The sequence below is a fragment of the Amycolatopsis arida genome (assembly GCF_900115565.1).
GTDB lineage: Bacteria > Actinomycetota > Actinomycetes > Mycobacteriales > Pseudonocardiaceae > Yuhushiella > Yuhushiella arida.
Genome location: NZ_FOWW01000009.1, coordinates 124,189 through 142,222, shown reverse-complemented (window position 1 = coordinate 142,222; position 18,034 = coordinate 124,189). Strand labels below are relative to the sequence as shown.

The 18,034-nt window shown below is 73.5% G+C and carries 22 protein-coding genes; 6 read left to right on the top strand and 16 right to left on the bottom strand.

Annotation, left to right across the window (positions count from 1 at the left end):
- Window positions 1–7: 7 nt before the first annotated feature.
- Window positions 8–964, bottom strand: coding sequence for a prolyl aminopeptidase (gene pip / locus BM051_RS22930; RefSeq protein ID WP_092534199.1), 957 nt, complete (start codon window positions 962–964; stop codon window positions 8–10).
- 71 nt (window positions 965–1,035) lie between these two features.
- On the opposite strand from pip, the gene BM051_RS22925 reads away from it, so the two are divergent.
- The gene (locus BM051_RS22925; protein ID WP_092534195.1) at window positions 1,036–1,506 is read left to right on the top strand and encodes a MarR family transcriptional regulator; all 471 of its coding nucleotides are present in this window, start codon (window positions 1,036–1,038) and stop codon (window positions 1,504–1,506) included.
- A gap of 6 nt (window positions 1,507–1,512) precedes the next feature.
- On the opposite strand, the gene BM051_RS22920 is transcribed toward BM051_RS22925, so the two are convergent.
- Window positions 1,513–2,769 carry an RNA polymerase sigma factor gene (locus BM051_RS22920; RefSeq protein WP_092534192.1) on the bottom strand — a complete coding sequence of 419 codons (1,257 nt, stop codon included), beginning with the start codon at window positions 2,767–2,769 and terminating at the stop codon, window positions 1,513–1,515.
- A 65-nt stretch (window positions 2,770–2,834) separates the two neighbouring features.
- A complete protein-coding gene (locus BM051_RS22915; protein WP_092534189.1) occupies window positions 2,835–3,257 on the bottom strand; it encodes a YciI family protein in 423 nt (140 codons plus the stop codon).
- A gap of 137 nt (window positions 3,258–3,394) precedes the next feature.
- Here BM051_RS22915 and BM051_RS22910 point away from each other — a divergent pair, with 137 nt between their 5' ends.
- Window positions 3,395–4,489 carry a tyrosine-type recombinase/integrase gene (locus tag BM051_RS22910; protein ID WP_092534186.1) on the top strand — a complete coding sequence of 365 codons (1,095 nt, stop codon included), beginning with the start codon at window positions 3,395–3,397 and terminating at the stop codon, window positions 4,487–4,489.
- A gap of 5 nt (window positions 4,490–4,494) precedes the next feature.
- Here BM051_RS22910 and BM051_RS22905 read toward each other — a convergent pair whose 3' ends face one another.
- A complete protein-coding gene (locus BM051_RS22905) occupies window positions 4,495–4,674 on the bottom strand; it encodes a hypothetical protein (RefSeq protein WP_092534183.1) in 180 nt (59 codons plus the stop codon).
- A 25-nt stretch (window positions 4,675–4,699) separates the two neighbouring features.
- Between BM051_RS22905 and BM051_RS22900 the strand changes: the two genes are divergently transcribed.
- The 3 genes from BM051_RS22900 (at window position 4,700) to BM051_RS22890 (ending at window position 6,345) form a co-directional block, all read left to right on the top strand.
- A complete protein-coding gene (locus tag BM051_RS22900; protein ID WP_092534180.1) occupies window positions 4,700–5,224 on the top strand; it encodes a CGNR zinc finger domain-containing protein in 525 nt (174 codons plus the stop codon).
- 29 nt (window positions 5,225–5,253) lie between these two features.
- Window positions 5,254–6,069, top strand: a complete 816-nt coding sequence (locus tag BM051_RS22895) for an SGNH/GDSL hydrolase family protein (RefSeq protein ID WP_092534177.1) — start codon at window positions 5,254–5,256, stop codon at window positions 6,067–6,069.
- A 93-nt stretch (window positions 6,070–6,162) separates the two neighbouring features.
- Complete coding sequence (locus BM051_RS22890; protein ID WP_279587066.1) at window positions 6,163–6,345, top strand: DUF4158 domain-containing protein; 183 nt, start codon at window positions 6,163–6,165, stop codon at window positions 6,343–6,345.
- Here BM051_RS22890 and BM051_RS22885 read toward each other — a convergent pair.
- From BM051_RS22885 to BM051_RS22855, 7 genes are all read right to left on the bottom strand, one after another.
- Window positions 6,323–6,808, bottom strand: coding sequence for a DUF1062 domain-containing protein (locus BM051_RS22885; protein WP_208326006.1), 486 nt, complete (start codon window positions 6,806–6,808; stop codon window positions 6,323–6,325). The genes BM051_RS22890 and BM051_RS22885 overlap by 23 nt on opposite strands.
- 460 nt (window positions 6,809–7,268) lie before the next feature.
- On the bottom strand, window positions 7,269–8,099 hold the full coding sequence (locus tag BM051_RS22880; RefSeq protein ID WP_341770830.1) for a VOC family protein: 831 nt from the start codon (window positions 8,097–8,099) through the stop codon (window positions 7,269–7,271).
- A 407-nt stretch (window positions 8,100–8,506) separates the two neighbouring features.
- Window positions 8,507–9,832 carry an SPFH domain-containing protein gene (locus BM051_RS22875; protein WP_092534518.1) on the bottom strand — a complete coding sequence of 442 codons (1,326 nt, stop codon included), beginning with the start codon at window positions 9,830–9,832 and terminating at the stop codon, window positions 8,507–8,509.
- A gap of 121 nt (window positions 9,833–9,953) precedes the next feature.
- Window positions 9,954–10,385 (bottom strand): NfeD family protein, encoded by a 432-nt coding sequence (locus BM051_RS22870; protein ID WP_092534167.1) that lies wholly within the window; start codon window positions 10,383–10,385, stop codon window positions 9,954–9,956.
- Between the two features lie 82 nt (window positions 10,386–10,467).
- On the bottom strand, window positions 10,468–11,277 hold the full coding sequence (locus BM051_RS22865) for a DUF3097 domain-containing protein (RefSeq protein ID WP_092534164.1): 810 nt from the start codon (window positions 11,275–11,277) through the stop codon (window positions 10,468–10,470).
- 38 nt (window positions 11,278–11,315) lie between these two features.
- Window positions 11,316–12,041: a TetR/AcrR family transcriptional regulator gene (locus BM051_RS22860; RefSeq protein ID WP_166677820.1), complete on the bottom strand. Its 726-nt coding sequence runs from the start codon at window positions 12,039–12,041 to the stop codon at window positions 11,316–11,318.
- A gap of 107 nt (window positions 12,042–12,148) precedes the next feature.
- A complete protein-coding gene (locus tag BM051_RS22855) occupies window positions 12,149–12,961 on the bottom strand; it encodes an NAD(P)-binding domain-containing protein (protein ID WP_092534158.1) in 813 nt (270 codons plus the stop codon).
- 206 nt (window positions 12,962–13,167) lie between these two features.
- Between BM051_RS22855 and BM051_RS22850 the strand changes: the two genes are divergently transcribed.
- A complete protein-coding gene (locus BM051_RS22850; protein ID WP_092534155.1) occupies window positions 13,168–14,013 on the top strand; it encodes an NmrA family NAD(P)-binding protein in 846 nt (281 codons plus the stop codon).
- Between the two features lie 24 nt (window positions 14,014–14,037).
- Here BM051_RS22850 and BM051_RS22845 read toward each other — a convergent pair whose 3' ends face one another.
- The 5 genes from BM051_RS22845 to BM051_RS22825 all read right to left on the bottom strand — a co-directional run bounded on the left by BM051_RS22845 (window position 14,038) and on the right by BM051_RS22825 (window position 17,934).
- Entirely contained in the window at window positions 14,038–14,394 is a 357-nt protein-coding gene (locus BM051_RS22845; protein ID WP_092534152.1) for a cupin domain-containing protein, read from the bottom strand.
- A gap of 117 nt (window positions 14,395–14,511) precedes the next feature.
- Entirely contained in the window at window positions 14,512–15,423 is a 912-nt protein-coding gene (locus tag BM051_RS22840) for an aminoglycoside phosphotransferase family protein (RefSeq protein ID WP_243859730.1), read from the bottom strand.
- A gap of 24 nt (window positions 15,424–15,447) precedes the next feature.
- On the bottom strand, window positions 15,448–16,419 hold the full coding sequence (locus BM051_RS22835) for a zinc-binding dehydrogenase (RefSeq protein WP_092534514.1): 972 nt from the start codon (window positions 16,417–16,419) through the stop codon (window positions 15,448–15,450).
- 124 nt (window positions 16,420–16,543) lie between these two features.
- Entirely contained in the window at window positions 16,544–17,362 is an 819-nt protein-coding gene (locus BM051_RS22830) for an SCO1664 family protein (RefSeq protein ID WP_092534146.1), read from the bottom strand.
- On the bottom strand, window positions 17,359–17,934 hold the full coding sequence (locus tag BM051_RS22825) for a DUF3090 domain-containing protein (protein WP_092534143.1): 576 nt from the start codon (window positions 17,932–17,934) through the stop codon (window positions 17,359–17,361). The genes BM051_RS22830 and BM051_RS22825 overlap by 4 nt, the downstream gene beginning before the upstream one ends.
- Window positions 17,935–18,034: the final 100 nt, after the last annotated feature.

Sequence of the window (18,034 nt, the reverse complement as noted above, 5' to 3'; positions counted from 1 at the left end):
CCCGCGCTCAGGCCGCGAATTGCTCGGTGGCCGCCAGGGTGGCCTCGGTCATCGCGCGGTCCCGGATCGAGTGGCCGGCGCCGGGGACGATCACGAGCTCGCCGCCCGGCCAGGCCCTCGCCACCTCCCATGCGGTGATCAGCGGGGCGCTGAGGTCGAGCCGGCCGTGGACCATTACGCCGGGGATGCCGGCCAGCTTGCCGGCCCCGCGCAGCAACTCGCCGTCCTCCAGCCAGGCACCGTGGCTGAAGTAGTGCGCGGTGAGCCGGGCGAACGCCATCCGCCAGGCCGGGTCCGCCCACTGCGGGCCCGGCTGGTCGTGCGGATCGAGTGTGGAGGCGGCCAGCTCCCAGTCGCAACAGGCCCGCGCGGCCTGCTCGCGCACCGCCGGGTCGGGGTCGTTGAGCAGCCGATGGTAGGCGGCCACCAGGTCGCCGTTTCGCTCGGCGGCCGGGACGCCGGCGCGGAACCGCTCCCATTCCTCGGGGAACAGCCGACCGAGGCCGTGGTAGAGCCAGTCGATCTCCTCCTGTCGGGTGGTGGTGACCGCGACCAGCACGATGCCGGTCACCCGGCGCGGATGCCGCTGGGCGTAGGCCAGGCCGAGGGTGGACCCCCAGGACCCGCCGAACAGCAGCCAGCGGTCGATCCCGAGGTGCTCGCGCAGCCGCTCCATGTCCGCCAGCAGGTGGTGCGTGGTGTTGACCGCGAGATTGGCGGAGGGGTCGCTGGCGTGCGGCGTGCTGCGCCCCGACCCCCGCTGGTCGAACAGGACGACACGGTAGGCGTCCGGGTCGAAGTACCGGCACATCCCGGGTGTGCACCCGGTGCCCGGTCCCCCGTGCAGCACCACCGCCGGCCGTCCCGCCGGGTTGCCGTGGACCTCCCAGTGCACCCGGTTGCCGTCGCCGACGTCGAGCATGCCGTGGTCGTACGGCTCGGTCTCCGGGTAGAGCTCGCGCATGTCATCCCCTTCCGCCGGTGGCGCCCTGCCTCCGCCCGACCACAATACAACAGCGCTGTTATAATTTCCCCGTGGACCCCACTGGTGATCTCCTCGGCACCCGGCTCCGCCACCTGCTGGAGCTGCTCGACGGCGACCTGGCCGCGCTGTACCCCGAGCTGGGCCTGGACGGCTGGCGCCCCCGGTACACCCCGTTCGTCCGGGCGCTGGTGCGCCTCGGCCCCAGCTCCATCCACGACCTGGCCCGCGCCGTGTCGGTCACCCACTCCGCGGCCAGCCAGACCGTCGCGCAGATGCACCGGCAGGGCCTGGTCCGGTTGGCGAAGGGCGCCGACGCCCGCCAGCGGATCGTGCACCTCACCGAGCGCACCCGCGTGTTGCTGCCGAAGCTCGACATCGAGTGGGCGGCGGCCAGCGCGGCCGTGGCCGACCTCGACGCGGAGCTGCCCTACCCGCTCAGCGACGTGGTGGACGCGGCACTGCGCGCCCTGCGCCGGCGCCCGATGCGCGACCGGATCGCCGCGCGGCTGGCCGCCGGCTGAGACCGTTCAGCCGGCACAGGCCGCGGCCCGGTCGCGCAGCAACGCCCGCTCCCGCTCGTTGCGGGTCAACGCGGCCGCCCGCTCGAACTCCGCCCTGGCCTCGGCCGGTCGGCCGAGCTTGACCAGCAGGTCACCCCGGACGCTGGGCAGCAGGTGGTAGCCCTCCAGCGCCGGATCGGCGGTCAGCGCGTCCACCAGCTCCAGGCCGGCCGCCGGCCCGTGCGCCATGGACACCGCGACCGCGCGGTTGAGCTCCACCACCGGTGACGGGGTGAGCTCGGCCAACGCCCGGTACAGCTCGGCGATCCGCGCCCAGTCGGTCTCCTCGGCGGTGCGGGCACGGGCGTGGCAGGCGGCGATCGCGGCCTGCAGCACGTACGGGCCGGGCGGGCCGGGGAGGCTCTCCGCCCGGTCCAGCGCCGCCAGGCCACGGGTGATGAGCAGCCGGTCCCAACGGCCCCGGTTCTGCTCCAGCAGCAGAACCGGCTCGCCGTCGGGCCCGCTGCGCGCCGCCATCCGGGACGCCTGGATCTCCATCAGCGCGACCAGCCCGTGCACCTCGGGCTCCTTCGGGGCGAGCTCGGCCAGGATGCGGCCGAGACGCAGCGCGTCCTCGCACAGCCCCGGCCGCATCCAGTCGTCGCCGGCGGTGGCCGAGTAGCCCTCGTTGAAGATGAGGTAGATCACCTCGAGCACCGACGACAGCCGCTCGGCCAGCTGATCGCCCCGCGGCACCTCGAACGGCACCTTCTTCTTCGCCAGCGTCCGTTTGGCCCGGACGATTCGCTGCGCGACGGTCGGCTCGGCCACGAGGAACGCCCTGGCGATCTCCTCGGTGGTCAGGCCGCCGAGCAGGCGGAGGGTGAGCGCCACCCTGGCGTCGGTCGACAGCACCGGGTGGCAGGCGGTGAACACCAGGCGCAGCAGGTCGTCGCCGATGTGGTCGGGCTCCTCGACGAAGTCGGGGGTGACCACCTCCTGCCGGTCCAGCTCGTGCCCCAGCTCGGTGACCTTGCGCTCGAGCCGTTCCTGCCGACGGAAGTGGTCGATGCCGCGGCGTTTGGCGATGGCCATGAGCCAGGCGCCCGGGTTACGTGGGACGTCCGACTCCGGCCACTGCTCCAGCGCGGCGACCAGCGCCTCCTGCGCCAACTCCTCGGCGAGGCCGACGTCGCGGACCATCCGGGCCAGTCCGGCGATGAGCCGTGCGGACTCGATCCGCCAGACCGCCTCGACCGTGCGATGTGCCTCGGAAGCCGTCACGGCTCCCCATCAAACACCCTCGGCCCCGCCGGCACACGGTACCCGCGGTCCTGCCGGTAGGCCGGTCAGTTCGTGCCGCCGATCCGCTCGCGGAGCCGCTCCTCCCGCTCCCGCAGCTCGGGGGTGAACTCCTCGCCGAAGTCCTCGGCCTCGGCCACCTTGCGGACCTCGATCTCGCCACCGGGGCCGAACGGCACCTTCCTGGCCCACTCGATCGCCTCCTCCCGCGAGGCGACGTCGATGATCCAGTAGCCGGCGACCAACTCCTTGGTCTCGGTGAACGGCCCGTCCACCACGGTCGTCTGGCCCTTGCCGGTGAACTGGACCCGCGCGCCGTTCGAGCTGGGCAGCAGGCCGTTCCCGTCGACGAGCACCCCGGCGTTGGCCAGCTCCTCGTTGTACGTGCCCATCTCGGCCAGCTCCTGCTCCTTGGGCATCCTGCCCGACTCGGAGTCGGCGTTGGCCTTGACGATCATCATGTAGCGCATCGTGGGTTCCTTCCCGTTCGGTGCCGCTCGCTGCGAGCGGTCGGACACCAACGCGTCGAGCGGGGAGCACGCGGATCGACACGACCGCGACTTCTTTTCCCACTTTTTCTCCGGGGACAGGGCACAATCCGGAGCCGATGACCAACTCGCCGTTCCCCGGAACGCTCGTCACGTCCGGCGCGGGCCGGGACGCCCTGGTGGAAGCCGTCGCGCTGCTGCCCGCGCTGCCGCCGGCCGACCCGACCGACCGCTACGCGGTGCGACACGTGACCGCACTGTGGCTGGCCGCGGACAAGAGCGAGCACACCCGCCGGGCCTACTACGCCGACCTCGCCGCGTGGCTGTCCTGGTGCGACCGCACCGGGCTCGACCCGCTGCGGGCCCGCCGCGCCGACGTCGACGCCTGGAAGGCGACCCTCACGGTCACCGGTCGCGACGGCCGCCCGCGTCCGGCGGCCCCGGCCACCGTGGCCAGGACCCTGGCCGGCGTGTCCAGCTGGTACCGCTACCTGCAGTCCAACGACGTCACCGACACCAACCCGATCGGCGCGGTCACCCGGCCCAAACGGCCGAAGGCGTCACCGCTGCCGGCACTGGACGAGGCGTCGACCGCGGCGCTGCTCGACCACGCCGAGGCCCGCGCCCGGCGCAACGGCACCGAGGCGTCGTGGCGGGACGCCGCGCTGGTGGCGCTGCTGTTCTACACCGGCCTGCGGGTGTCCGGGGTGACCGGAGCCCTGGTGTCCGACCTGGACGTCGACTCCGGGCACACGATCCTGCGCTACACCGGCAAGGGCGGCCAGCGCGACGTCGTGCCCTTGGTGGCGCCCGCGCTGCGCCCGCTGGGCGAGTACCTCGCCGTGCGCGCCGCCCGCGCCGGCGTCGAACCGGCGCGGCTGTCCGGTCCGCTGCTGGCGACCGCGCCGCACCCGCACGACCCGGCCAGGCCAGGGGGAAAGCCGCTGCGGCAACGAGACGTCTGGGAGACGCTGCGCCGGCTGGCCCGGCAGGCGGGGCTGCCCGCGGCGGGGTCGATCTCCCCGCACACCGCCCGGCGGACCGCGGGCACCGTGCTGCTCGCCCACGACGTGCCCGTGCAGAAGGTGCAGGACCTGCTCGGGCACGCCGACATCCGGACCACCCGGGACCGGTACGACGCGCACCGGCACAAGCTGGACAGCTCGCCGGCGCACACCCTCGCGCAGATCCTCGCGGCGCGGCGTCGGGGCTGATCCCGCTACCGGGGCGACCGCGTCGCCGCGACCACCGTGCCGTCGAGCCGCACCAGCCAACTGCCGCACACACACCGCAGGTAGGTCAGCCTGCCCTGGGACATCCGGTGTCCCGGCTCGACCGGGCACAGCTCCCGCACCGGGCATCCGCAGCGCGGGCAGCCTCCGCCATCCCCATCGACCATGGGGTCATCGTGGTGTAATGGGTCAATGCACTTCAACCCTTACGGTGGGGCGGCCGCCCAGGTCGCCGCAGACCTGGTCACCCTCGGCCCGGCGCCCGCGGCGGAGTTGCTCGGCGTGATGCGCGCGCACGGCATGTCGCTGTCCCGGCTGACGGCGGCCGAGGCCGAGGAGGTGGTGGCGTGGGCCGGTCGGTTGCGGGCGGTGTTCGAGGAGACCGACACCGACCGCAGGGTGGCGGCGGTGAACGGGCTGCTCGCCGACTCGGCGTGCCGGCCGCACATCTCCCGGCACGACGGCAAGCCGCCGCACCTGCACTACGCCGACGAGCGGGACGGCGCGGTGACCCGGGTACGCGCCTACACCGCGGGCGGCCTGGCCCATCTGGTGTGCGACGCGCCGGACCGGATGGGCCGGTGCGCTCGCCCCGGCTGCCCCGCGGTGTTCGTGGACAGTTCGCGCAATGGCCGCCGGCGGTTCTGCTCGACCCGCTGTGCGACCCGGGTGCACGTCGCCGAGCACCGCGGCCGGCGGCGGGTGCCGGCGGGGTGAGGTGCCCCGGCGGCCTAGAGTGCGGGGTCATGAGCACACCCGTCCCGGCCCCACGCCGGTTCGTCGCGCTGGGCGACTCGTTCACCGAGGGGGTCGGCGACGACCACCCAACCTACCCAAACGGCGTGCGCGGGTGGGCCGACCGGGTGGCCGAGGAGCTCGCCCGGCACGAGCCGGAGCTCCGCTACGCCAACCTCGCCGTCCGCGGCCGGCTGCTACGGGATGTGGTGGCCGAGCAGCTGGCGCCGGCCGTCGCCGCGCGGCCCGACCTGGTCACGCTGTACGCGGGCGGCAACGACCTGATGCGTCCCCGGGTGGATGTGGACGCGCTGGCCGAGCTGCTCGACGCGGCAGTGGCCGAGCTGGCCGCCGCCGGCGCCACCGTGGTGCTGTTCACCGGCGTCGACGGCGTGGCGGACCCCCTGTTCCGGCGGATGCGCGGCCGCACGGCGATCTACAACGAGCACACCCGGGTGATCGCGGCCCGGCACGGCGCGCTGCTGGTGGACATGTGGGCGATGCGGGAGCTGCGGGACCGGCGGATGTGGGCGGCCGACCGGATCCACCTCAACGCGCACGGCCACGCAACGGTCGCGCGGGCCGTGCTGGCGGTGCTCGGTGCCGAGCACCGGATCCCGGGCGTCGAGCTGGGTCCCCGGTCGGAGCTGAGCGCGGCCGAGCGCCGGGCGCGGAACCTGCGGTGGGCCCGGGAGCACGCGGCGCCGTGGATCGGCCGGCGGCTGCGCGGCCAGTCCTCCGGGGACGCCGTGCGCCCCAAGCGTCCCACCCCGCTCCCGGTCGAGTGGTCGCGGCCGGCCGCCGAGGACGCGGCGACCGCCCGCTGAGCCCACCGCCCGAGCACCTGCCTCCCGGCGGGCCGTCCGCTGTGGACGACCCCGCGTGGCACGTCTGGGCCATGCCGGCGCTCGACGCCGCCGGTGGCGGTGACCCGGCTGACCGACCAGCTCGGCGTCGACCCGGCCGAGCTGCGGTCCTACGGGCGGCGGGCGAGGACTCGGACCGAGCATCTGCGACTGGTGGCGAAGTACCTGGGGTGGTGGCTGCCGACCACGCTGGAAATCGAGGAGCTCGTCCCCGCTAGTCCCCGGCCATCACGGTGAAGGTGAACCCGGCGCTCGTCGGACGGCGCAGCGGAATGTCGCACTTGATCCGGCGCAGCGCCTCGTTCCTGCTGAGGCCGAGTCCCTGCGCGATGAGCCGCTCCGGGCGCACCGGTACCGGATCCTCGAAGACGACCTCCACTCGGACCGGCCACGCGTCGGCGCGCCATGCCGACGGGCTGTCCAGTTGCCAAGCCCCCGTCCAGTTCAGGGTGAGGCGGTTGCGCCGGGCGAGCAGCGGATCCAACAGCCTGGACGCCACCAGCTCCGGATCGTTGGCGTGATAGCCGTCGAGCTCGGCCGGATCGAAGGATCTGACCGGCGCTCGCTCGTGCACGGTGAGCTTGCTCGTCCGATCGCAGGACACGCACCGGACCAGCAGCCACACGTCCAGCAGGTTGCCGTTGGCGTTGACGCGGAACCTGCCCTCGCCGGTGGTCGCCGACTCCGACCGGCAGTCCACGCACCGCAACGACAGCAGAGGCAGCCTGGTCCGACGAACGACCCAGGGCAGCACGGTATGAGGTCGTGAAGACATGATCTCTCTCTGACCTGACATGAGGCCGGGCACGCGGCCTCAAACGCTGTACGACCGGGCGTGCACGGGCAGCCCGGCAGCGCCGACGGAAGAGTCGGCGTGAAGGTGAGCGGAAGAAGGTGTCAGGTCTAGAGAGCAGGCGGGGTCACGCGGTTTGTCCTCTGTCCTCACTGTGACGGGGCCGCAGGCAACCTACGGAAACCCGGAAGAAAGGCTCAAACGGTTTTTCGGCGGCGGTGGTCCCTGTCCAACCCAGGTGTTGTCATGGTGGGGGAAGGCCCCTTCTCCTTCCTCGCACTGGCCGTCATCGGCAGGCTCCCGATGGCGCTGATCTCGGTGGGTAGCCGTCGCCGGTGTCAACGGTGAGCGTCGGCAAGGCTCCGCGTCAGCGCGGGGTGAGGACGCAGAACTCGTTGCCCTCCGGGTCGGCCAGGACCGTCCACGACACGTCGCCTTGGCCGAGGTCGATGTCGGTGGCGCCGAGGGCCCGCAGCCGGGCCACCTCCGCTGCTCGATCATCACCGGGGTACGGCCGGAGGTCGAGATGGGTTCGATTCTTCACGGTCTTCGCATCGGGCGTTCGGAGGAACTCCAGATACGGGCCGATGCCCTTGGTGGAGCGCAGCGTGGCGTGATCGTCGGTGACTTCGTGCAGGGTCCAGTCGATCGCCTCGCCCCAGAACCGGGCCATGACCCGCGGTACCGCGCAGTCGACCACCACCGCGGCCATCGGCCCGGTGTCGCGGTAGGTCGAGCGAGGCTCCAGTACGCAGAACTCGTTGCCCTCCGGGTCGGCCAGGACCGTCCATGGGACGTCGCCTTGGCCCACGTCGGCGGGCGTCGCGCCGAGATCCTTGAGGCGCACGACCAGGTCCGCCTGATGGGTCGCAGAGGTGGTGGCGAGGTCGACGTGCACGCGGTTCTTCACCGTCTTGGGTTCCGGGACGGCAAGGACGTCGACGCAGACGGCGACGGGGTCGGGATAGACGAAGCCCGCGGGCTCGACGTTGGTCACGCCGGGTTCCTCGCTGGAAACACTCCAACCGAGCGCCTCCGCCCAGAACCGGCCGACCGCGGAGTCATCCCGAGCGTTCATCGCAATCTGAACAAGCCGCAGTGCCACACCGCCGATCCTATGCCCGCGCGGATCAAGGAACCGCCCGCGTTCGCCTGCCGCACGCTGGTCCCGCGACAGCCGGAACCCCGTGCCAGGCATCCCTGCATCGACCGGGACTGTCCCACAAACGGTGGGTCCGCCTTGGCATGGGTTGGTTCGCGCTCGGGGTGATGCGGTCCTCGAAGGCGATCACGAAGGCGTTGAGCGCGGGCTTCGTGCGCCGTGAGCCCGGCCGTCGCAGCGGCCGGTAGGAGCTGAGGGCAGCCTGATCCGGGAGGTGCCGGGGAGGGTGGGAGCAGCCCTGACTGCCTCGCCGTGGGCGCGGTCGCCCTGCGGCGGGCCACCCGGCCTGGCGGGCCAGCGCAGCGCGGGTAGTCACCGCGCGGAGTCGCCACGCACCCGGCCGACCCCGTTGAGCCGCACCCGCCCAACGCGCAGGTCGGCCCCGCGGGACGAGACGGGGCCCCGCCGGACGTCGACGGGGCCCCGGTTCGTACTGACTGTCGTTACTGCTGCCGCGGCGGGCCGCCGTACGGGCCACCCTGCGGCGGGTAGGGGCCACCCTGCTGACCGCCGTAGGGCCCGGCCGGCGGCCGCGGCGGCGCCGGCGGCTGGGCCTGCTGCTGCGGCGGCTGTGGTGGCTGTGGCGGCTGGTCGCCACCGGGGCGCTGCTGGAACTCCGGCGCGGGCGGCTCCGGCGACCGCTTCGGCAGCGGCGCCGCCGGCTGGCTCTCCTCCTCCTGGCTGGGCGTGCCGCGCAGGCTGGACAGCGCCGGCGGCACGGTCCGCGGCGGCGCCAGCGGGCCGGGCACCTCCTGCCGGGCGACCGCTTCGGCCTCGCGCACCGCCTCGGCCACCTTCGGGTCGGTCGAGGTGTCGAACCAGCTGGCGACCTCCTCGTCCTCCAGCGGCGGCTTCTCGACCTGCTCCTCCTTCGGCGGCTCGTAACGGAACACGCCGTCGTCGCCGGGCGCGCCGAGGCTGCGGGCGAAACCCTCCAACGCCTTGCCGTAGTCGCTGGGCACCAGCCACACCTTGTTCGCGTCGCCCTGCGCCACCTGCGGCAGGGTCTGCAGGTACTGGTAGGCGAGCACCTCGGGGGTCGGGCGGGCGGCCTTGATCGCGGCGAACACCTTCTCGATCGCCTTGGCCTGCCCCTGCGCCTGCAGGTACCGCGCGGCCCGCTCACCCTGGGCCCGCAGGATCCGGGACTGCCGTTCCGCCTCGGCGGCGAGGATCGCGGCCTGCTTGGAACCCTCCGCCGCGAGGATCTGGCTCTGCTTCTGGCCTTCCGCCGTCTTGATCGCCGACTCGCGCTGACCCTCCGCGGTCAGGATCATCGCGCGCTTCTCCCGGTCGGCGCGCATCTGCTTCTCCATGGAGTCCTGAATGGACGGCGGAGGGTCGATCGCCTTGAGCTCGACCCTGGCGACCCGGATGCCCCACCGGCCGGTCGCCTCGTCCAGCACCCCGCGCAGCTGCCCGTTGATCTGGTCACGGGAGGTCAGCGTCTCCTCCAGGCTCATCCCACCGACCAGGTTCCGCAGCGTGGTGGTGGTGAGCTGCTCGACACCGACGATGTAGTTGGAGATCTCGTACACGGCCGCGCGGGAGTCGGTGACCTGGAAGTACACCACCGTGTCGATCGAGACGGTCAGGTTGTCCTGGGTGATCACCGGTTGCGGCGGGAACGACACGACCTGCTCACGCAGGTCGATCCGGGCGCGCACCTTGTCCAGGAACGGCACCAGGAAGTTCAGCCCCGGCGAGGCCACGGTTCGGAACCGGCCCAGCCGCTCGATCACCGCGGACTGGGCCTGCGGCACCACCATGATCGCTTTCGCGACCGTCACGATGACGAAGAGCGCGATTATCGCGACGACGATGAGCGCTGCGGTCGACAAGACATTCTCCCCTTCGAATGGTCGGCGAGTGGTGCTCCCGAGGTGCGGGTCACGGCTCCGCCGACACGACAGCCGTAGCCCCGGAGATCTCCACGACGGTGACGGCGGTGCCGGGCTGGATCACCTGGCCATCGGCGAAGCTGCGGGCGGACCAGACGTCTCCGGCCAGCTTCACCTGCCCACCATGAGCGTCTACTGTAGACAACACAACGGCCTGCGCCCCGACCAGGGCGTCGGTGTTGGTCTTCACCCCCGGCCCGGCGAGGAACCTCCGTTTCAGCGCTGGCCTGGCCAGCACCAGCAGGCCCACCGAGGCGACCGCGAAGACGGCGACGTCGACGACGGGGTTGCCGCTGATCGCGGCGGACCCCGCACCGGCGAGGGCGCCCAATCCGAGCATCAACAGCACGAAGTCGCCGGAGAGGACCTCGGCGACGATCAGCGCGATCCCGACGACGAGCCAAATGAGTGCCGCTGTCATGCGGACATCGTGTCAGATCGTGACCGTTCGCACGAAGTCGACGACCGGACGTGACCTACGCGTGACCTTGCCACCGTCCAACTCACTCCCCCTGCGTGGTGACGAAGTCGATCAACCGTTCGACCGCGCCGATCAGCGGGGTCTCCAGGTCACGGAAGCTGCGCACGCCGGCGAGAACGCGCCGCCAGCCCGCCGCGGGCTCGCCCCAGCCGAGCGCCGCGCACACCCCCGCCTTCCACTCGCGGTCCCGCGGCACGGTCGGCCATGCGGTGATCCCGACCGCGGCCGGCCGGACCGCCTGCCACACGTCGACGTACGGGTGCCCGGTGACGAGGACGTCGTCGTCGCGGACCGCGGCGACCAGGCGGGATTCCTTGCTGCCCGGGACCAGATGGTCGACCAGCACGCCGAGCCGCCGGCCGGGGCCGGGGCCGAACTCGGCGACCCGGTCGGCCAGCTCGTCCACGCCGTCCAGCGGCTCCACCACGACCCCCTCGACCCGCAGGTCGTGTCCCCAGACCCGCTCCACCAGCTCGGCGTCGTGCCTGCCCTCGACCCAGATCCGGGAGTCGCGCGCGGTGCGTGCCCGCAGCCCGGTGACCCGGACCGAGCCGGACGCCGAGCGCCGGCCTCGCGGGTCGGGCTGGGCGCGGGGTGGAACCAGGGTGACCGGCTTGCCCTCCAGCAGGAACGCGGCGGGCGCCAGCGGGAAGACCCGGTGTCGGCCGTGCCGGTCCTCGAGCACGGCGGCGCCGTGCTCGAGGCGCACGAGCGCGCCGCAGAAGCCGCTGGTCGGATCCTCCAGCACCAGGCCGGGTTCGGCGACGACCTCGCGTACCGCCGCGCGCCGGCGCCGGCCGGTCAGCACGTCGTGGTAGGAGTGGGAGCGCACGGGGCTCGACGCTAGCGCCTCCCGCGGCGGCGGTGGTGTCACGACGCGCCGAGCTGCCCGGCGATCCCGTCGAGCAGCCGCCGCAGGCCGAACTCGAAGGTGTCGCCGGCGCCGTCGAAGGCTCCCTCGGCGTCCAGCGCGTGGATCGTGGGGAACTCCTCGGCGCCGGCGTAGGTGCGCAGCAGCGCCTGGTGCTCGGCCCACCACTCGGCTTCCCCGACCCCGCTGTTCCGCTCCCGCCGGCGGGTCTCGACCGAGCGGCGGGCCATGCCGCGGATGTAGCCGTCGATGGCTTCGGTGGCGGCGACCACCGCGGCCGCGGGCAGGCCGATCCCGGTGAGCGAGCGCAGCGCGGAGTCGTAGCGGCAGAGCGAGTGCGGGCCCAGCGGCCGGCGGGCCGACGCGTCCAGGACCCACTCGTGCCGGTGGTAGAGCGCCCAGTCCTCGCGGGCCCACGTCTCCACCTTGGTCCGCCAGGAGCCGCCGACGGTGTGTGGCAGGACGCCCTCGGCGTCGACGGCGTCGAGCATCAGGGCGACGAGGTCGGTCTTGGCCGGGACGTAGGTGTAGAGCGACATCGTGCCGACCGCGAGCCGGTCGGCCACCTTGCGCATGGACAGCGCGGGAAGGCCCTCGGCGTCGGCGATCTCGATCGCGGCCCGCACGACGCGCTCGAGGCGCAGGGCCGGCCTGGGGCCGCGGCGCGGGACCGTGTCGCCCAGCCAGAGCAGGCGCAGTCCGCGCGTGGGGGACGTGTCGCTCACCGGGCAGATCCTAGAGCTCACCCGACCCGCGCCGGGATCACCGAGCAGGGTCATCGCAGCACCGCCCCGCGCTCGCCGACGCGCGGGCCAGGCCGGCGGCACGCGCGTCACTCGCGCAGGCGAACCAGGATCCGGTCGAGGGCGCGCCGCACCGCGCCGGGCACGCCGTCGCGGCGCAGGTCGGACATGAGCTGCTCGTTGATCCCACCCGGGGTCGTGTGCTTGCCGGCCAGCGTGGCGAGCGATCCGGTGTGCCGCGACAGGGACTGGCCCAGCTGGCCGAAGACGTGCGCGACGTAGGCGGTCGCGGCGTCGTGGTCCACCCCGTGGTCGGCCAGCCAGCTCGCGATGGTGCCGAGGTAGTCCAGATGCGCGGCGAAGGTGGCCGTTGCCGCGCTGAACGCCTCCAGGGTCTCTTCCTCGTCCGGTACGAGGACACCACCGACACGGTCGAACAGCTCACGGGCGGCGGCGTCGTCCGGGTACATCACGGTCAGGCTCTGGCCGCGTGCCGCCTGCGGCAGCGGTATGGTCCGGACGACGCGCCCGGTGGGGGCGGCCCAGTCGAGCAACCGTTCCCGCCGCACTCCGGCCACCGCACTCAGCAGCACGTGCTCGGGTCGGAACGACAGCTCCGCCAGTACCTCCCGAGCCAGCGGTGCCCGCACCGCGAGCACGATCGACGTCGCGCTCTCGAGCACCTCCTGGTTACTGCCGCACACCCGCACGTTCGGAAACCGGTCGGCCAGCTCGCGCCCGACGGCGCGACCGCGTGGAGACAGGAAGACCGCGGGAGCCTCGTCGCCCCGTGTGCTGAGGCCCTCGACGATGGCGGCGGTGATCTCACCCGTTCCCACGAACCCGTAGGTGGTGGGCGACGGCTGCCGGGTGCCCGGCTCCGAGGACGACGACGGTTGCATGCCTTGCCTTTCCGAGGTGAATCCACGTCCGACGAGGTCGGCGTCGACCACCTGGCACGAGCACGACCGCGGACACCGGAACCCTAACGGCCAGGCACCCGCGCTTGGCGGGACGCCAGGACACTGCCGGGTTCTGGCGAGGACCTCGCCCGGTCAGTAGACTGAGGCAAAGACCGTACGGTGTACTGAGTTTTGGGGGTTTGGGCATGACGATCCTGGTGACCGGCGCGACCGGCAACATCGGCCGAATGGTGGTCGACCACCTCGTCGGCACCGGCGAGAAGGTGCGAGCGCTGACCACGAACCCGGCCAAGGCGGCGCTGCCGGCGGAGGTCGAGGTGGTGAGGGGGTACCTGGGTCGCCCGGAGACGCTGCCGCCGGCGCTGGCCGGGGTGGACCGGGTGTACCTCGCGCCGCTGCCGGAGACGGTGCGGGAGTTCGCTGAGCTGGCCAGGGCGGCGGGCGTGCGGAAGGTGGTGGCGCTGTCGTCGATCCTCGCCGACCCCGACGCCGAGGACGACTACGCGCGCTCGTTCGCCGTCATCGAGCGGGCGATCGAGGACGCCGGGTTCACCTGCCACCACCTGCGACCGGGGGCGTTCATGGAGAACACCCTCGGCTGGGCGGAGGCGATCCGGGACGAGGGCGTGGTGCGCGAGCCGTTCCCGAACGCCACCGACACGCCCATCGCGATGGACGACATCGCCGCGATCGCCGCCCGGCTGCTGCGCACCGACGAGCACCCGCCGGGGCCGGTGCGGCTGAGCGGGCCGGAGGCGCTCACCGTGCCGGACAAGGTGCGGGCGATCGGCGCGGCGCTCGGCCGGGAGGTCCGGTACGTGGAGTTGACCCGGGAGCAGGGGCGGGCCCAGCTCCTGGACCACGGGGTGGACGAGGAGACCGCGGACTGGCTGCTCACCGGGGGCGACGAGATGCGGATGATCCCGGAGCGCGACTTCGAGCGGATCATGGGCCACCCGCCGACCACGTTCGCCGAGTGGGCCAGGCGCACCGCCGACCGCTTCCGGCACGTCCGGCTGAGCGAGCTGTAACGGCGGTGACGGTCGTCCCCGCTGTCAGCGCCGCGGCGTGTCGGGGTCGTCCAGCCACTCGGTCACGAACCGCTCCGCGGCGTGGACGCAGACCAGCTCCAACCGGTCGGTGCCGGTGTTGCGGAACTTGTGCGGGCTGTTCGCCTCGACCACGACGACGTCGCCGGGGCCGGCGGTGACGTCCTCGCCGTCGGCGGTGAACACCGCCCGACCCGACCGCACGATCCACGTCTCCGGGTACGGATGCCGGTGCAGGGCCGGGCCCTGGCCGGGCTCGGCGTCCACCAGGAAGAATGAGATCCCGGCACGGTAGGGCTCGCCCTCGAACCGGGCGTTGCGCGGCCCCTCGGGCTGGTGGACCTGGCGGATCACGTGGTGCATCTGGCCTCCATGGCTCTCGGCACGGCTCTCCGCGGCGGGCCGGAACGGGTGTGGGTCAGTCTGCCCGCCGCCGGGCGCGGAGATTGCCGAGGGTCCGCGCGCGTCGGGCGGAACCCGTCACCGTGGCGCGAGGGCGAGCAGGGTGTCGACGTAGGGCGTGCGGCCGTGCTTGCGCAGCTCGGCGCCGGCGACCAGCACCGCGATCGCCCGGCACCACCGGGTCAGCCGGTTCGGGTCGACGGCCGGCGCCACCCGACACACCGCGGCCACGCCGTCGGCGAGCGTGCCGCCGTCCCGCACCGGCAGCACCGCCCAGTCCACCGCGTCGAACGTCGGGTCGCCGGCGCAGGGCCGCGGGTCGATCGCCACCACGGTCCCGGCCCCGGCGTCGAGCACGTTGCCGGGGTGCAGATCGCCGTGCACGAGGGCCGGCCGGCCGGCGTGGTCCTCGGCCAGCGCGCGGGCCGCCGCCACGGAGGCCTCCAGCAACGCGGGGTCGAGCGCGAGGGACTCGAGGATCCCGCGCCGCCGGGCGAGTGCGAACATCGCGTCGACCCGCTCGACCAGCGAGCCGAGACCGGCCGGGGCCCGGACCGCCCGCAGCCGGGTCAGCAGCGCGCCGACCGCGGGCCACGGGAGCTCCCGGCCGGGCAGCTCGGCCAGCGGTGTTCCCGGGCGCACCCCGGCCAGCAGCAGCGCGCCCTCCGCGGGGTCGGCGGCGAGCAGGTCGGCCGCGGCGCCACTGCCGGTCCACGCCCGCAGCGCGGTGGCCTCGGTGGTCGCGATGTCCGGATCGGGGGTCAGCTTGAGCACCACGAACCGCCCGCCGGCGTCGGTGCCGCCGAACGTGCGGCCGGTGCCGCCGGGCAGGGCGGACTCGACCCGCAGCCGCCACCGGTGGGTCAGCCGGGCCAGCCGGTCGGGCAACTCGGCGCACCAGGCGCGCACCTCCGGTCCGAACCGGTCGACCAACCGCTCCCGCGCCGCGTCGTCGAGCACCGGCACGCCCGGCGCCATCCCCTCCGTCATGCCGCCAGCCTCGCACGCGCACGGTCAGGGCAGCAGCAGGGTTTTGCCGATCACCGCGCGGGCCTCGATCGCGGCGTGCGCGTCGGCGGCCCGCTCCAGCGGGAAGGTCTGCCCGATGACCGGCCGGACCCGCCCTTCCGCGGCCGCCGCCAGCGCGCCGGCCAACCGCCGGCCGTCCGTTCCGGTCGCGGCCCGCACGTCGTCGATCCCGCGCAGGGTCACGCCGCGCCTGGCCACCTCCGCCGGGTCGACCCTGGCGAACTCACCGCTGGGCGCCCCGTGCGCGGAGAACCGGCCGCCATCCGCGGTCGCCTCGAACGCGGCCCGGCCGACCTCCCCGCCGATGCCGTCGAGCACCACGTCCGCTCCACGGCCGCCGGTCGCGTCCCGCACCACCTTCACCCACCCGGGATCGGTGTGGTCGACCGCGACCTCGGCGCCCAACTCGCGGACCAGCGCCAGCTTCCGCTCACCCCGCGCGGCCGCGACGACCCGCGCCCCCGCGGCCACGGCGAGCTGCACCAGCAACACCCCCATGCCGCCCGCGGCGCCGGTCACCAGCACCCACTCGCCGGGCCGCAGGGCCGCCTGCTCCAGCACCACCATCGCGGTGTGACCGTCGTGCACCAGCGCGGTGGCCTCCGACAGCCCCAGCCCGTCCGGCACCGGCACCAGCCCGCCCACCGGGGCGGCCGCCCGCTCTGCGTAGGCACCGGACTCCGCGCCCTGGGTGACGACGCGCCGGCCGACCCAGTCCGCGTCGCCGGGGTCGCCGACCGCGACCACCTCGCCGCCCACCCCGCCACCGGGCACGTACGGAAGCCGCACGTCGAAGTACTCGCCGAAGCCACCCCGCCGGATCTGCGTCTCGACGAACAGCACGTCCACCGCCGCGACCGCGAGCAGCGCCTGCCCCGGGCCGGGCACGGGATCCGGCACGTCGCCGGGCACCAGCACCTCCGGGCCACCGAACTCCGCCACCTGGATCGCCCGCATGACCACCACTCCTCGTCCCTCGTGAACCAGCCACTTCCCACCCTCGAACATCGAGTAAGGTCGAGGTCACGCGGGTGTGCCGGGGGTCACCAAGCGCTCGGTGAGGGGAACCGGACAGCGGAGATCAGAACAATGGCCAGGGAATGGCCCGCCAGTCGTCGCCCGGCTCGGGGAACACCGGGTGCGCCAGCAGTCGCTCAGCGCGCTCGGCCACGGCCCGCAACTCCGTGGCGGTCAGGTGCGGCGTGAGCTCGTCGCCGAGCGGGCCGTCCAGGGCGCGGCGCAGCCGGTGGACCTTCGCCACGACGTCGTCGGGCAGCGGGTCGCCGGCCCAGCCCCACAGCACGGTCCGCAGCTTCGGCTCGGCGTGCAGGCAGATCCCGTGGTCCACGCCGTACACCCGGCCGTCGGCGCCGGCCAGCACGTGCCCACCCTTGCGGTCGGTGTTGTTCACCACGACGTCGAGCACGGCCAACTCCCGGATCCCCGGATGGTCGGCGTGCGCCAGCACGGCGGGCTCCCCGGACCGGTCGTGGGCGTGCAGCACCACCCGCCAGCCCTCCGGCAGCCGCGCCGGCGGAAGGACGTCCACCAACTCCTCGTCGGTGGTCTCCACCCACAGCTGCACCATGCCCTCGCCGAACGGTCCATCCCGCAGCACGGTGGGCGGCACGTGGCCGAGGCCGGAGTCCGCGGCGATCAGGTAGGTGGCCACCTCCCGGCCGGCGAGCGTGCCGTCCGGGAAGTCCCACAGCGGTCGCTCCCCCGCCACCGGCTTGTAGACGGCGTTCGCGGTGACCCCGTCCAACTCGACGGAGCAGAACAGGGTCACGTTCGAGGCGTCGACCAGCCGCCCCTCCACGGTGAGCCGTCCCTTGGCGATCAGGTCCCGCGCCGCCGGGTCCGCCGGGTCGAACTCGGGCCCGGCCACCTCCGCGGTCATTCCCCGCCGAGGTCCGCGGCCCGGCGGTAGCCGTTCTGCCGCGGGCAGATGTGCCCGGCCGGGTCGAGCGGCTCCCCGCAGAGCGGGCAGGGCTTGCGACCGGCGTTGACGACGCGCTCGGCACGCTCGGCGAACGCGCGGGCGGCCAGCGGGGACAGGAACACCCGTACGGCGTCCGGGCCCTCCTCGGTGTCGTCGAGCACGACCGTCTCGTCGACCTCGCCCTCGGTGATCGCCAGCAGCTCGACGACGACGGCGCTGCTCTCGGCGTCCCAGCCAAGGCCCATGGTGCCGACTCGGAACTCCTCCTCGACGGGCACGTCCAGCGGGTCGACGTCGACCAGCTCGTCCGGAACCTCCTCGGGGATGTCCGCGCCGAACCGGGTGGCGACCTCCTCCAGCAGCGAGCTGAGCCGCTCGGCGAGCACCGCCACCTGCTGCTTCTCGATCGTCACGCTGATCGTGCGGACGTCCTCCGACGCCTGCAGGTAGAACGTGCGATCGCCGGGCTCGCCGACGGTTCCGGCGACGAACCGGTCGGGCTGACGGAAGACATGAATGACGCGTGCCATGGCAACTACGACCCTAGGCCAACCGCGTCACTGCGGCATCCACCGCCCCGGTTTCCGCTGCTCGTCGGCGGGATATGAGGGTTTCGTCAGCTTTTCGTGA

Excerpts from the sequence above, each read along its gene's own strand:
- pip (WP_092534199.1), bottom strand. The coding sequence starts at position 964 with ATGCGCGAGCTCTACCCGGAGACCGAGCCGTACGACCACGGCATGCTC.
- BM051_RS22915 (WP_092534189.1), bottom strand. The coding sequence starts at position 3,257 with ATGCGCTACATGATGATCGTCAAGGCCAACGCCGACTCCGAGTCGGGC.
- BM051_RS22910 (WP_092534186.1), top strand. The coding sequence starts at position 3,395 with ATGACCAACTCGCCGTTCCCCGGAACGCTCGTCACGTCCGGCGCGGGC.
- BM051_RS22905 (WP_092534183.1), bottom strand. The coding sequence starts at position 4,674 with ATGGTCGATGGGGATGGCGGAGGCTGCCCGCGCTGCGGATGCCCGGTG.
- BM051_RS22900 (WP_092534180.1), top strand. The coding sequence starts at position 4,700 with ATGCACTTCAACCCTTACGGTGGGGCGGCCGCCCAGGTCGCCGCAGAC.
- BM051_RS22895 (WP_092534177.1), top strand. The coding sequence starts at position 5,254 with ATGAGCACACCCGTCCCGGCCCCACGCCGGTTCGTCGCGCTGGGCGAC.
- BM051_RS22880 (WP_341770830.1), bottom strand. The coding sequence starts at position 8,099 with ATGCCTGGCACGGGGTTCCGGCTGTCGCGGGACCAGCGTGCGGCAGGC.
- BM051_RS22875 (WP_092534518.1), bottom strand. The coding sequence starts at position 9,832 with ATGGTGGTGCCGCAGGCCCAGTCCGCGGTGATCGAGCGGCTGGGCCGG.
- BM051_RS22870 (WP_092534167.1), bottom strand. The coding sequence starts at position 10,385 with ATGACAGCGGCACTCATTTGGCTCGTCGTCGGGATCGCGCTGATCGTC.
- BM051_RS22855 (WP_092534158.1), bottom strand. The coding sequence starts at position 12,961 with ATGCAACCGTCGTCGTCCTCGGAGCCGGGCACCCGGCAGCCGTCGCCC.
- BM051_RS22850 (WP_092534155.1), top strand. The coding sequence starts at position 13,168 with ATGACGATCCTGGTGACCGGCGCGACCGGCAACATCGGCCGAATGGTG.
- BM051_RS22845 (WP_092534152.1), bottom strand. The coding sequence starts at position 14,394 with ATGCACCACGTGATCCGCCAGGTCCACCAGCCCGAGGGGCCGCGCAAC.
- BM051_RS22840 (WP_243859730.1), bottom strand. The coding sequence starts at position 15,423 with ATGACGGAGGGGATGGCGCCGGGCGTGCCGGTGCTCGACGACGCGGCG.
- BM051_RS22835 (WP_092534514.1), bottom strand. The coding sequence starts at position 16,419 with ATGCGGGCGATCCAGGTGGCGGAGTTCGGTGGCCCGGAGGTGCTGGTG.
- BM051_RS22830 (WP_092534146.1), bottom strand. The coding sequence starts at position 17,362 with ATGACCGCGGAGGTGGCCGGGCCCGAGTTCGACCCGGCGGACCCGGCG.
- BM051_RS22825 (WP_092534143.1), bottom strand. The coding sequence starts at position 17,934 with ATGGCACGCGTCATTCATGTCTTCCGTCAGCCCGACCGGTTCGTCGCC.